At 66.5% G+C, this 13,437-nt stretch carries 9 protein-coding genes; 3 read left to right on the forward strand and 6 right to left on the reverse strand.

The window, feature by feature from the left end; all coding sequences use genetic code 11:
* Positions 1 to 73: 73 nt before the first annotated feature.
* Positions 74 to 1,702 (forward strand): long-chain-fatty-acid--CoA ligase, encoded by a 1,629-nt coding sequence (locus tag FQV39_RS26265; RefSeq protein ID WP_149132975.1) that lies wholly within the window; start codon positions 74 to 76, stop codon positions 1,700 to 1,702.
* A 138-nt stretch (positions 1,703 to 1,840) separates the two neighbouring features.
* On the opposite strand, the gene FQV39_RS26270 is transcribed toward FQV39_RS26265, so the two are convergent.
* Positions 1,841 to 4,396 carry a methyl-accepting chemotaxis protein gene (locus tag FQV39_RS26270; RefSeq protein WP_149132976.1) on the reverse strand — a complete coding sequence of 852 codons (2,556 nt, stop codon included), beginning with the start codon at positions 4,394 to 4,396 and terminating at the stop codon, positions 1,841 to 1,843.
* 166 nt (positions 4,397 to 4,562) lie between these two features.
* Here FQV39_RS26270 and FQV39_RS26275 point away from each other — a divergent pair, with 166 nt between their 5' ends.
* Positions 4,563 to 5,339, forward strand: coding sequence for a DUF1499 domain-containing protein (locus FQV39_RS26275; RefSeq protein ID WP_149132977.1), 777 nt, complete (start codon positions 4,563 to 4,565; stop codon positions 5,337 to 5,339).
* Position 5,340: 1 nt separating this feature from the next.
* On the opposite strand, the gene FQV39_RS26280 is transcribed toward FQV39_RS26275, so the two are convergent.
* Positions 5,341 to 6,255 carry an MBL fold metallo-hydrolase gene (locus FQV39_RS26280; RefSeq protein WP_149132978.1) on the reverse strand — a complete coding sequence of 305 codons (915 nt, stop codon included), beginning with the start codon at positions 6,253 to 6,255 and terminating at the stop codon, positions 5,341 to 5,343.
* 252 nt (positions 6,256 to 6,507) lie between these two features.
* On the opposite strand from FQV39_RS26280, the gene FQV39_RS26285 reads away from it, so the two are divergent.
* A complete protein-coding gene (locus FQV39_RS26285) occupies positions 6,508 to 7,131 on the forward strand; it encodes a biotin transporter BioY (RefSeq protein ID WP_248313147.1) in 624 nt (207 codons plus the stop codon).
* A 243-nt stretch (positions 7,132 to 7,374) separates the two neighbouring features.
* On the opposite strand, the gene FQV39_RS33330 is transcribed toward FQV39_RS26285, so the two are convergent.
* The 4 genes from FQV39_RS33330 to FQV39_RS26305 all read right to left on the reverse strand — a co-directional run bounded on the left by FQV39_RS33330 (position 7,375) and on the right by FQV39_RS26305 (position 13,354).
* Complete coding sequence (locus FQV39_RS33330) at positions 7,375 to 7,512, reverse strand: hypothetical protein (RefSeq protein WP_187640068.1); 138 nt, start codon at positions 7,510 to 7,512, stop codon at positions 7,375 to 7,377.
* A 376-nt stretch (positions 7,513 to 7,888) separates the two neighbouring features.
* The gene (locus FQV39_RS26295) at positions 7,889 to 9,229 is read right to left on the reverse strand and encodes an HlyD family type I secretion periplasmic adaptor subunit (RefSeq protein WP_149132980.1); all 1,341 of its coding nucleotides are present in this window, start codon (positions 9,227 to 9,229) and stop codon (positions 7,889 to 7,891) included.
* A 37-nt stretch (positions 9,230 to 9,266) separates the two neighbouring features.
* On the reverse strand, positions 9,267 to 11,336 hold the full coding sequence (locus tag FQV39_RS26300) for a type I secretion system permease/ATPase (RefSeq protein WP_149132981.1): 2,070 nt from the start codon (positions 11,334 to 11,336) through the stop codon (positions 9,267 to 9,269).
* Between the two features lie 29 nt (positions 11,337 to 11,365).
* Positions 11,366 to 13,354 carry a hypothetical protein gene (locus tag FQV39_RS26305; protein ID WP_149132982.1) on the reverse strand — a complete coding sequence of 663 codons (1,989 nt, stop codon included), beginning with the start codon at positions 13,352 to 13,354 and terminating at the stop codon, positions 11,366 to 11,368.
* Positions 13,355 to 13,437: the final 83 nt, after the last annotated feature.

The following is a 13,437-nucleotide window of genomic DNA, read 5'->3' on the forward strand; positions in this document are numbered from 1 at the left end:
GATGGTGCACTTTCCTTTCGCGGAGGCACGTCGTTATCCTTCGGAAAAAGATAAGTCTTCGGGAGGAACGCGCATGCTCGGCCTGATGCAGGATTGGCCTCTTCTGCTCCACCGGATCATCGACCATGCCGCGATCCAGCATGGCACGCGTGAGGTCGTCAGCCGCGCGGTCGAGGACGGCACATTGCGGCGGCGCAGCTATGCCGAGATCAGGGGCAGGGCACTCCGCGTGGCCAAGCGGCTGCAACGTGACGGCGTCAAGCTCGGCGACCGGGTGGCGACGCTGGCCTGGAACAGCGACCGGCATCTCGAGCTCTGGTACGGCATCAGCGGCATCGGCGCGATCACGCATACGGTCAACCCGCGGCTGTTCCCGGAGCAGATCGCCTGGATCATCAACCACGCCGAAGACCGGCTGCTGTTCCTCGACCTGACCTTCGTACCGATAATCGAGCAGCTGCAGGAGAAGCTGCCGAGCATCGAGCGCTACGTCATCCTCAGCGATGCCGCGCATATGCAGCAATGCAGTCTCAAGGGCGCGGTCGCCTATGAGGACTGGCTCGCCGAGGCGGATGAGGATTTCGCCTGGGTTGCCTGCGACGAAAACACGGCGGCGGGGCTTTGCTACACCTCCGGCACCACCGGCGGACCGAAGGGCGTGCTCTATTCGCACCGCTCCAACGTGCTGCATGCGCTGGCCTGCGCGGCGCCCGACTATATGGGGCTGTCCTCGCGCGACACGGTGATGCCCGTCGTGCCGCTCTTCCATGCGAACAGCTGGTCGCTGGCCTATTCCGCGCCGATGACCGGCGCCAAGCTGGTGATGCCCGGCGCGAAGCTCGACGGCCCCTCCCTGCACGAGCTGCTGGAAGGCGAGGGCGTGACTATGACCGCGGCGGTGCCGACGGTCTGGCTCGGATTGCTGCAGCATCTGGAGGCGACGAACGGCAAGCTTTCAACGCTGAAGCGGGTCGTCATCGGCGGTTCAGCCTGCCCGCGCGCGATGACCGAGGCGTTCGAGCGCAAATACGGTGTCACCGTCGCGCATGCTTGGGGCATGACCGAGATGAGCCCGCTCGGCTCCTTCTGCTCGATGAAGCCGGTCTATCAGGGGCTCGAGGGCGATGCGCTCTACGACCTCAAGGTCAAGCAGGGCCATCCGCCCTTCACGGTGGAATTCCGGCTGACCGACGATGCCGGCCGCGACCTGCCCTGGGACGGCAAGACCTTCGGTCGGCTGAAGGTACGCGGGCCGGCGGTGGCTGGCGCCTATTACCGGCGTGAGGACGAGAACATCCTCGACGACCGGGGTTTCTTCGATACAGGCGATGTCGCGACCGTCGATCCGGCCGGCTACATGCAGATCACCGACCGCTCGAAGGACGTGATCAAGTCGGGCGGCGAGTGGATCTCCTCGATCGATCTCGAAAACCTTGCCGTCGGCCACCCCGATGTGGCCGAGGCGGCTGTGATCGGCGTCGCGCATCCGAAATGGGACGAGCGGCCGCTGCTCGTTATTGTGCCGAAGCCGGGGCGCACGCCGAGCAAGGAGGAGATGCTCGCCTTCATGACCGGCAAGATCGCGAAATGGTGGCTGCCGGATGATGTGGTGCTGGTCGAGGCGATCCCCCACACCGCGACCGGCAAGATCCAGAAGACCGTGCTGCGCGAGATGTTCAAGGATTATCGGCTGCCGGGCTGAAGCTTATCGCCCTTTGCGGGAACCACGTCGTCATTCCGGGCTTGACCCGGAATCCATCATAAGGCTCTGAGCCCTTCGATGGATTCCGGATCGGCGCCGCTAACGCGGCTTGTCCGGAATGACGGCGTGTTTCGTCTGTCAGAACTCCTCCCAGCCGGCATCCTGGGCGCGGCCATTGGCGACCTTGCGCGGGGCGGGGGCGGCCTTGGACTGGGCGAAGGCGGCTTCCGCCAGCTGGCGCAGCCGCTCCGGCTCGGCGGCCGGGGCCTTGGCGGATGCAGCCGGAGCCGCTGCCGCCAGAGCGACCGGTCGTGCGGACGCGCGAGCCGGGGCCTTCACCGGGCGCGCCGTGGACGAGGCCGCTGCCGGGACGGGCTGCGGATAGCCTGACTGGCCGATCGCCTCGCGGCCGGTGCGGAAGGTCGCGACCAGCTCGTTGAGCTGGCCGATGCGGCCCGAGAGCGCATTGGCGGAAGCGGCGCTCTCTTCAGCCAGCGCCGCGTTCTGCTGGGTCATCTCGTCGAGATGCGCCACCGCCTGGCTCATCTCGTCGATGCCGTTGGCCTGCTCGCCGGAGGCCGCCGAGATGTCGGCGATGGTCGCCGCCACCTTCTGCGAGGCTTCGAGGATGCGCGCGAGCTGGTCGCCGGCCTGGCGCACCAGCTTCACGCCCGCGCCGACCTCGGCATTGGAGGAGGAGATCAGGCCCGAGATGTCCTTGGCCGCCTCGCCCGAGCGCTGCGCCAGCGTGCGCACCTCGGAGGCGACGACGGCGAAGCCCTTGCCGGCCTCGCCGGCACGCGCCGCCTCGACCGCGGCGTTGAGGGCCAGGAGGTTGGTCTGGAAGGCGATGTCGTCGATGACGCGGATGATGTCGGAGATCTTCTGCGAGGCGCTCTCGATGCGGGCCATGGCCTCGACCGCCTGGCCGGCGATGGCGCCGCCGTTCTCGGCGGCCTGCATGGCGTCGTCGGCGATGCGGGCGGCATCCTTCGCGGCCTGGGCCGAGGCCTTGACCGAGGCGGCGAGCTCCTCGGTGGTGGCGGCGGTCTCCTCGAGCGAGGAGGCCTGCTCCTCGGTGCGCTTGGAGAGGTCGTCGGCGCCCATGTTGATCTCGCGGGCGGCCAGCCCGACATCGGCCGAGGTGGTCTGGATCGTCGCGACCGTGGCCGAGAGCCGGTCGACCGTCTCGTTGATCGCGCCCTTGAGATCGGCGAAGCGGCCGCGATAGGCGGTCTCGACCCGGCTGGTCAGGTCGCCGCCCGCGATCGCCGACAAGGCCTGCGCAAACTCCGTCGTCGCAGAATCAACCACAATGTTGATATCGTTGATGCCCTCGACGAGCTCCTTCAGCGGGCCTTCCATGTTGCCGACCTGGGCCTGACCGGAAAAGTTGCCGTTGCGGGCGTCGGCGACGATGGTCGCGACTTCGCCGAGCAGCTTCTGGACATGCGCCGCCTGCTCGGCATCGGCCAGCATGGCGAGCTCGCGGTCGCGCCGGTTCTGTTCGAGCGCCAGCGCATTCTCGCGATAGGTTTCGAGGGCGCGGCTCAGCGCACCGATCTCATCCGGCGAGGGGGCCGGGGGAATGGCCTGCGCGAAATCGCCCTGCTGCATGCCGTCCAATGCGGATTTCAGCGAGACCAGCGGACGCGCGACGCGCCGCTGCACGCCGCGCCAGCTCAGGACGCAGATGACGAGAAGCACCGCGAGCAGGGAGCCGACGATGCCAAGCTTCCCCCAGGCTTGGTTGAGCTTCTCGCTGGTCCGCACGCTCATGTCGTCGAGCGACTGGGTCACGGCGGCGACGATCGGCTCGAAGGGGGCGTTGCACTGCTTCGTCCATTCCTCTGCTCCGATGATGGGGCCGGAGCCCTGGCCGAGCTTGCCGATCAGCTCGTCGATCTTGCGGTTCGACACGTTGACCTCGGCGGTCATGACACCGATCTTCCGGACGAGTTCGCTGCCCACGCCCGGCCGTGAAGCGAGCTGCTTCAAGGTGTCCAAAGAAGCGTTCGAGACGCCGCGCATTTCGCCTAGGCGGCGCAGCTGCGCGGCATCGAGCGCCTTGCCCGAGCCGAAGGCCGGACGCAGCAGCGAGCATTGCGTGCCGTAATTGGCGCGAACATCCCAGCCGGTGGATTTGAAGCCCTGCAGATCGGCCAGGACCGGGTCGGCGAGGCGGGCGGCATTGGAGGTTTCGTCCGATGCCTTGACGATGGCCGTCTCGATGGCGCCGACGCTGTTGTACCAGGGCATGGTCGCCGCGAGGCTGCGCTGGGCCTTCGGCTTCCCGGCCTCGGCATAGAGGTCTGCCATTTTGGCGTTGGAGAGCTTCTGCTCCTGCTGGATGCCGGCGATCAGCTCCTTGCGGTTCGGCAGATCCGTTTCCTGCAGCTGCGTGATCGCTTCGGCGATGCGGGTGCGGCTGGCCTGCTCGATCTGCTTCAGTGTCGGGGTCGGGTCATCCGCGACCTGGATGCTGGTCTGCGCCTGGCCGCGGGCGGAGCGGATCATGTTGCCGGCGAGGAGCAGCGCCTTGTCGGCCTCGACCAGCTCTGCCAGCCGCAAATTGGTGTGCACCTCCTTGATGGACTGTTGCGCCATGTAGGTCAGCGCGCCGATGCCGGGCACGCACAGGCAGGCCATCGTGGCGACGAGATAATTCTGGATCGAGGAGGGGAAGAATTTCACGGCGGGACTCGGAGAGCGACGTGCGGCTGGGAAGGCGGTTTACGCAGGCCGAAGAGACGCCTCGGCGCGGGCCGGCGCCTCTTCGCGCCCAGTTACCGCCAATTTGATTAAGATTGCGCTTAGCGCGCCGCTTGCCTTCCTCTTCGTCCGGCGTCACCTAAAGGCGATGCATCGCCGTCTCGTCTTCGAGGAACCGGTTTCGCGCGCCGCCATCTGGAGCCGGCGGCTGGCGTGGTTTTCGCTCGCGGTGCTGCTCCTGTCGCTTTTGCTCGTCCGGCTGCGGGAGCCTAGCATCGAAGGGCTCGCGCCTGTCGCCGGGGCCTATATCTTCGTCTTTGCTGCGCTCGGCCTGGCGATCCTGGCCTTCATCCGCATCTGGCAGTCCGGCCACCGCGGCATCGGCATGGCCGCCTGGGCGATGCTGCTGTCGCTGATCCTGCTCGTTCCGCTCGGCTATGTCGCAGTGAAGCTCGTGACCAAGCCTGCTCTGGCCGACGTCTCGACCGATATCGATGATCCGCCTGCCTTCAGCCGCTCGCAGGCCGCATTGACGGCACGCGGGGGGCGCGTGCCGCCCGACGTGCCGTCCGTGCGCCGGCGCGTGCAGCGTCAAGCCTATCCGAAGGTCGTGCCGATTCTGCTGGAGATTCCCGCCGAGAGCGCCTTCGACGTCGCGCGCCGTGCGGCGACCGGGCTGGGCTGGCAGGTGCTGGAAACCGCGCGGCCGGGCGGGCGCAGCGGGGCAGGGCGGATCGAGGCGGTGGCGCGAGGGCGCATCCTGCATTTCTCGGAGGACATCACCATCCGGGTCAGGCCGCGCGTCGACGGCAGCCGCATCGACATCCGCTCAGCCTCGCGGCTGGGCAATCATGATCTCGGCGCCAATGCCGCGCGCATCGCCGCCTTCGTCGACGAGGTCGAGCTGCTGATGGACAATCGCTAGATCAAGCGAGACGGTAGCGGCTCGTCAGGGCCGGCACGGCGTCGCTGACCTCAACCGCGCCACGCTGCACCAGATCCTCAAGCTGCGCCAGCACCGAGAGCGCAGCGGCGCCGTGCAGGGCCGGAGCCAGCCCCTGATAGATCACCGGAACCATGGCGGCGATCGTCTCGTCGCCTTGGCCCAGGCGGTTGAGAACCGCCGCCTCGCGCTGTCGGCGATGATGGACGAGCCCGCGTAGGAAACGCTGCGGCTCGGTGACGGGGCCGCCATGGCCCGGCCAGTAGCGCGCATGATCGAGGCCGCGCAGCTTTTCGATCGAGGCCATGTAGGCGGCCATCGAGCCGTCCGGCGGGGCGACGATCGAGGTCGACCAGGCCATGACGTGGTCGCCCGAGAACAGCGTCGCTTCTTCAGCCAGCGTGAAGGCCAGATGATTGGCGGTGTGGCCGGGCGTCTCGACCGCGGCAAGGCTCCAGCCCGGCCCCGTAACCGTGTCGCCGTCGTGCATCAGCCATTCCGGCTGGTAGACCGTATCGGCCGCGGCATCGAGGACGCGGCCTTCGCCGGGGCCGAGCTCGCGGGAGGGGCGATGCGGCCCGCAGCCGACCACGCGCGCGCCGGTGGCAGCCTTGAGCGCCGGCACGGCGGGGGAGTGATCGCGATGGGTGTGCGTCACCACGATATGGCTCACCGTCTCGCCGCGGAGCGCGGTCAGCACGCTCTCGACATGGGCGGGATCATCGGGACCGGGATCGATAACCGCTACCGTGCCATGGCCGACGATGTAGGTGCAGGTGCCGGTGAAGGTCATCGGCCCGCTGTTGCCGGCAATGATGCGGCGCACCAGCGGCGACAGCGTCGCGACCTCGCCGGCCGGCGTCGTCGCGCTCCTGTCGAATTCGATCTCGTCCGCCATCTCGCCGTGCCTCGTCCGGGCCTGAGCCGATTTCGCTAGATCGCCGTGCGTCCTTTCGGACGCAAGGTGGCGATCTAGCTCCTTGTTTGAGCATCGGATTTGCCCGAAAAGTGGATTCCACTTTTCGGTCCGATGCTCAAGGCCGGTTGCCCATTCCTGCAAAGCCTGCTCGCTTGTGAGGCTCCGTCGCATTTTCTATAGACGCAATAGCGGCCGCGTCGCGCGGTCTTTTCGGGAAAGGACGACAAGCCCATGGCCGACATGATCCCCATGCAAGCTCCGACGCTCGCCGGCACGCTCCTTCCCGCGGCGGGCACACGCGCCGCCATGCTGCGCAATGTTGCGCTCGCCTTCGCTGGCAGCCTGCTCCTCGTCGCGGCCGCCAAGATCAAGGTGCCGTTCTGGCCGGTGCCGATGACGCTGCAGACGCTGGCCGTGCTCGGGCTCGGCGCCGCCTATGGCGCGCGCCTCGGCGCCGCGACCATGGCCCTGTACATCGCTTATGGGCTGGCCGGGTTGCCTGTGTTCACCAATACGCCGCCGGTTGCGGCAGGCCCGCTCTATCTCGTCGGACCGACGGGCGGCTTCCTGATCGGCTTCATCGTCGCGGCGGCGATCGCCGGCTGGGCGGCCGAGCGCGGCGGCTCGTTGCTGCGGCTCGTCGGCGGGCTCATCCTGGCCGATGTCGCGCTCCTGGCCATCGGCTGCCTGTGGCTCGCCTTCGGTGCCCAGATGGCGGGCGGCGCGACGGGCGTCGGTCTCGCCAAGGCTTTTGCCTTTGGCGTGCAGCCCTTCCTTCTCGGCGAAGCGCTGAAGGTCGCGCTCACGGCTTGCGTCGCCGGGGCGGGCTGGTCGCTGATCGGCCGGCGCGGCTGAGCAGGCCTGCTTTTCGCGAGAATAGCATCTTCAAGAAGAAAGGCCGGGGTTTCGCGCCCCGGCCTTTCTCGTTTCTTGTGCGCTCGCGGTAGAGCCGTTTTCGATCAGAATGAACCGTCATTGCGAGCGAAGCGAAGCAATCCAGGGGGCTGGGTGAGACGTTCAACCCAGTCCCCCTGGATTGCTTCGTCGCTTCGCTCCTCGCAATGACGGCTCCCGCGATCCAGCCTGATCGAAAGGGCGCTAGCTTGTCGACTGACCGCCGCCGCAGCTCTTGCCGTCATAGGGGCCGAAGAGCGGGCCGAAATTTCCGCATTTGTCGCAGCCCGAGAGCGAGAGAGCCAGCCCGAGCAGGCCGGCGAGGAGGATGATGCGCTTCATGGCCCCAACCGTTCGATTCGATCCGGGCTGCAATCTAGAGCATTTTCGAGCGAAGTGGATACCGGTTCGCGTGAAGAAAATGCGACAAAACAAGGAGATAGAACGGGTCGGCGACGCGCGACAGGGGTGAAGACGGCGCTCAGAGGCTGACGTCCACGAGCCAGCCCAGGATGCAGATCGCCGAAACGGCGATCAGGGCGATCGTGGCTTTCGCGTCGTTCGGCCAATGGCGCAGCATGCTTCGACTCCGTTGCGGGAGCCGTCGCAATAGTCATGCCATTTAACAGGGGGGTGACGGTTTCCCCGGTGCCTGGGAACCCCGGGGAAACCGCCGTCTCGACCGGCCAGGGCGATCTCGCCGGTCGACGTTCCGAATTCAGGTTTCGCGGAAAGCCCGCGCCATGCTGTCCTTGAGCGGCTGCAGCAAGTACTCGAAGAAGGTCCGTTCGGCCGTTTGAATGTAGACATCGGCCGGCATGCCCGCCGTCGGCTGGAAGCCGGGAACGCTGGCGAGACTCCTGGCGTCGAGGCGAGCGCGCACCACGTAGAGATCGGGCACGCCGGGATAGGCGCGCTGCTTCTCGTCCGGCAGCGCATCGGCGGAAATGTAGATGACGCGGCCACTGACCATCGGTGTGGTGCGCTGGTTCAGGGCGGTCAACCGCACGGTGGCGAGCTGGCTGTGCTTGATCTTGTCGATGTCCTGGGGCCGGACACGCGCCTCGATGATGAGTTCGTCCTGCAGCGAGACGATCTCCATGATGTTCTTGCCGGCTTCGATGACGCCGCCAGGCGTATGATAGCGCAGCTTGACGACGGTACCTCTGACGGGAGCGGCGATCGTCGAGCGATCGAGGATTCCCTTCACCGTATGGATGCGCTCGCGCACGTCGTTGAGGTCGGCGCTGATATCCTGCAACTGGTCGGAGGCGACCTTCTGGGCGTTCTTGCGCACGCCGTCGATCTGTTCGAGGGAGCGGGCGATCCGCTCGCGGGAATCACCGATATCGCCGGTGATGCGCCCGGCTTCACCGACCAGGTTGGCGGCCTGGCGCTGGAGCGAGAGCACCTCCGGCTTGCGGATGTAGCCGCGTTGCAGCAGCGCCTGCTTGCCTTCGAGCTCCTCCTTCAGCAATCGCGACTGCTGTTGGACGCCGGCCAGCTGCACCCTGCTGCCGGTGATCTTCTCCTCCAGCGCGTCGATGCTCTTCTGGTGAGCGGCGATCTCGCTTGCGATGTTGTTCTGCCGGGCCCGGAATGCGATGCGCTGCGCTGCCATCAACGTGGCGATGTCGGGGTCATCGCGCCTTTCGGTCAGATGCTGAGGAAAGGAGAAGTCGCTGCGGCCGGCGACTTCCGCCCTGAGCCGTGCCTCGATCGCCTCCAGGCGAAAGAGCTTGAGCTCATGGCGGCGCAACTCGGCGCGCGAAGAGGTGTCGTCGAGCTTGACCAGGGGCTGGCCGCTTGCGACCACATCGCCCTCGCGGACGAGGATTTCCCGGATCACCCCGCCTTCAAGATGCTGGATCGTCTTGTTCTGGCCGGTGGTGACGAACACGCCGGTCGCGATGACGGCGCCTGCGATCGGCGCGGTGTTGCCCCAGACACCGAAGCCCATGACCGTCGCGGCGACGATGACGACGCCGCTCAACGTGGCCATGCGCGTGCTGCGCGGCACGTCCGCATACCAAGGCTGCGAGATCAATTGCCTGGCCATATGCCCACTCCCGTCTCCCTAGATCGCCCCGGTCTCGTCAGTGTGGCTTCGGCGTGCCGCCGTCGATGCTGCGCCGGCCGACGATCATCGGCAGGATGTCGTCGCGTGCTCCGATCGCCTGCACGGCGCCGTCCTTGATCATCATGATCTTGTCGACGCTGCGGAGCAGGGCAGGGCGCTGCGTGATTGCCACCACCGTCATGCCGCGCGCCTTTGCTCGTTCGAAGGCGCGCGCGAGCGCCATTTCGCCCAGCACGTCGAGATTGGAATTCGGCTCGTCGAGCACGACGAGGCGCGGATTGCCAAAGAAGGCACGCGCCAGACCGAGCCGCTGCTTCTGCCCGCCCGAGAGCGGCGCGCCGTCGATGCCGATCTGCGTCTCGTAGCCATGGGCGAATTGCGCGACCATCTCGTGGATATCGGCGATTTCGGCAGCCTCGAAGACATCGGTGTCGGAAGCGTCCTCGCGCATACGGGCGATGTTGGCCTTGATGGAAGCCGGGAAGAGCTGCACGTCCTGCGGCAGGTAGCCGACATTCTCGCCGAACTGCCGCGGGTCCCAGTTGCGCTGCTCCATCCTGTCGAGCCGGACCGTGCCGGCGGTCGGCGTGATCGAGCCGACGAGCATGCGCGCCAGGGTGGACTTGCCGCAGCCGGAGGCCCCGACGATGGCCAGTGAATCCCCGGGCTCCAGGCTGAAGCTGATGCCGTTGAGGATGACCTTCTTGGTCGGCGGCGGCACGTAGAGGATGCGCTCGACATCGAGGCGCCCCTTGGGGTTCGGCAGCTTCAGGCGGTCGAGATTGAGCGGGGAGGCCTGCAGCAGCGCCTTGACGCGCTGGAAAGCTGCGCGCGCATGGATGAAGTTGCGCCAGCCCTCGATCGTGCCTTCGAGCGGCGCCAGCGCACGGCCGGCGACCACGGAGGAGGCGACCACCATGCCGCCCGTCAGCTGGCCTTCGAGCGAGAGCATCGCTCCCCAACCCAGCATCGCCACCTGCGTCCCGAGGCGGAAGAACTTGGAGGCGCCGGTCATCACGATGTTGCGGTCCTGGGCGCTGACCTGAGCCTTCAGGGATTCCGCCGTCTCACGGCCCCACATCACGACGCCCTCGGGGATCATGCCCATGGCGTTGATGACCTGCGCGTTGCGGGACATCGCTTCCGACTGCAGGTTCGCCCTGGTCGAGAAGGCGCTCGATCGCGCGAAGGGGGCGGCCGTGAACTGCTGGTTGAGATAGGCGATCACGAGCAGGACGATCGCCGCGACGGTGACGATGTAGCCGAGATGCGGATGGATCAGATAGACCGCCAGCAGATAGATCGGCGCAGTCGGCGCATCGAGCATGGTCAGGATGACCGGGCCGGTCAGGAAGCTGCGGATCTGCTGGAGATCGGCGAGCGTCTGAAACTCGCGGTTGGAGCCTGTCTGGGCTGCCTTGGCGGCCGCGGCGAGCACCGGACCGCCGAGCCGACTTTCGACATCGACGGCCACGCGCATCAGCATGAAGCGGCGCACCATGTCGAGCAGCACATGCGCTCCGATCGCCAGCATGACGATGATCGAGAGCATCATCAGCGTGTCGATGCTGCGACTCGTCAGCACGCGGTCCGACATCTGGAAAAGATAGATCGGCACGGCGAGGACGAGCGTGTTCACCACGATCGAGAACAGCGCCACGATCATCAGGTTGTGCCGCGCGCCGGCGAGGCCCGCGCCGAGAACCTGCTTGAAGTCACGATCGCCGAGGCGCTGCTCGATCGGCGTGCCGCCACCCGGACCTCCGCCACCTCCGCCGCCGCCGCCGCCGCCCCGGCCCTTGCCGCCGTCAGGGGCCTTCTTCGGAGCCTCCGAGTCGGTCCTGGAGCGCAGCGTGACCGGCTCGGGTGCCGGCTGGCCATCACCGCGCGCATCCGCACGGACATCCTCTTCCTTGCGCGGCAGCGGCGCCTCGATCGTGGGAGAAGCGGTCGGGCTGTTGGTGTTGGCCGTGCCGTTGACCATGATTGCCGCCAGCCCGATCGTCGGCGGCAGGCCGACCACTCGCATCGGTTTGGCGGCGGCCGAAGGCAGCGCTACGGACGTTGCTTCGCTCTTCTCGGTCATGCCCCTTCCCCGTCTCGTTCTTCTCGCTTTCAGACCATGATGTTCGACGTCACGTGATCGTGCTGGGCCGGGTCCGGTGGCGGCGCATGTCGGCAATGCGGCTCAGGCTCCGGCGCGGCGTGCTCGGCGAAGGCGACGAGCTCCGGAACGAGCGTGCTGGTGTCGTGGACCTTCACCGTGTCGCTGTCGGTAACGATGTTGACCTGGATCAGCACGGACTCCTCATAGGCTTGGCCGCTGAGGTAGTTCGAGGTCGACATCAGCCCGGGATCGACGATGAAGGCCTCGTTGAGGGCGCTGTTGCCGCCCGCGGCGACACCTTGCTCCGTGCCTTCCTTGGCGCTGGCCTGAATGCTCTGGTCGCCATCCACCATGAAATTGACCTGGGTGATGACATTCGCATCGTAGTAGTCGCCGGCCACGTAGAGGATCTTCAGCGTCCCGGAGGCATCGCCGTAGAGGTGCCAATCGGCATTCGGCGTGAGAATCGTTGCTCCGGCGGCGAACTGGTCCACCAGTTCGTGATGGGCATCGAGCATCGGCTTGAAGGCCGCGTCGTAGGTCTCGATCGAGGCCTTGTTGGTGAGGCTGTTGAAGCCGCTGGTGACGGTGGTGTCGTCGTCCGCGTTGCCGGTGCTGTAAAGCTTGGCATAGTCCGGATCGAGCAGGATGTTGTATTGATAGATCCAGTCGGCGCGATGGTAATTTCCGTCGATGACGATGACGTCATAGTCGGCGATGCCGCGGATCTTGGCCAGGTTGAGCTGTTCGTTCTCGCCGGTATGGAGGTTGAAGTAGGTGCCGGCTTCTGCCTGGACGGTTCGGTCGTTGTCATCCAGGCTGTTGAACTGAACGATCGACTTGATGTCGTAGAACTCGCCGGAGATGACATCGACGCTCCAATGGGGTGTCGCCGCCGCGCCCTTGACGTCGATGGTCGCGTGATGGGTCACGAATTCCGCGATGTTGTGGGCGTCGTTGCCGTGGGTTTCGATGGCGGGGGTGAGCGCGCCGGCGACGGCGACATCGACGTGGTCGTTGTCGACCAGGATGTTCAGCTGAACGATCCCGCGGCTGTAGAAATAGTCGCCGCCGACCATCATCGATCCGACGGCTTCATTGGTGTCGACGATGGCGGCGGCGTTGATCTGCTTGTTCAGACCGGTTTCGGCCAGCGTCGCGACGCCGCCCGTCGGGGCCGCCACGTCCAGCTTCGCCTCCGTGACGGTCTGAACGGGAGGATCCTCCGGCCGCCAGGGGGCGCTGTCGAGGACGGTCGGCACGTGGGGATCGGGGGCGCCGACGACGCCGTCGACGATGCGCCCTTCCGGCGCCGCAGGAACGGTGCTGCCCTCCGGATACGGACTCCCGGTTTGTGTCCACAAGGCATCGCGAGTCGAAACCATCGCGATGATCTCGCTCGGCCCCGCCCGAAGCGCCTCGTTCATCGTCGGAATGCCGTCCGGCGCGATGTCGTTGGCCTGATCGACGAGGGCCTCGAACTGCTTCTCAAGATGGAGTTCCGGCGGGATCACCGGGCTGCCGTCGGCATGGGTCACGGCATTCGACGTCACGAGATCGCGGTCATCCGCGACATTGATCTGCCTGAGCTGCAGCAGGGCCTCGTCCCCGCCCGCTTGGTACTCGACGGTGATCACCCGCGGGCCCGAGTGGTGCGCAAGGCTCATGTCGTAGGGATCGGGAGGCTGCGGCTTCGACGGCGGCAGTCGAAGCGCCGGCAGTTCCTTGTTCGGAAGGCCATGGGGATCCGGCATGGATACCGGCGCGAAGCTCACATGCGAATCCGCGGTCGGCGGTTCCCTGATCGTGGTGGGAACCGAAACGAGCTCGTCGAAATCGAGGCCGTGGCGGGGCTCGCGAAGAAGGTCGTCAACGGCCGGAGGGAGCGGCGGCGGCGTCTCGCCGTCATAGAAGCCTGATGTCCGCGCGACGGAGTCGGACAGGCGCAGATAACCGATGAACTGCCAGATCGTCTCGGTGAAGCCGCCGGCTTGCATGGCACGATCTCCTCCATCGCGTTCGGCTTGCGCCGGGCGGGAAGATTTCAGCCGCATGTCGCGAAGGGACATGTCGGGCCCGG

Source organism: Bosea sp. F3-2 (assembly GCF_008253865.1).
In the GTDB taxonomy this organism is placed as follows: domain Bacteria; phylum Pseudomonadota; class Alphaproteobacteria; order Rhizobiales; family Beijerinckiaceae; genus Allobosea.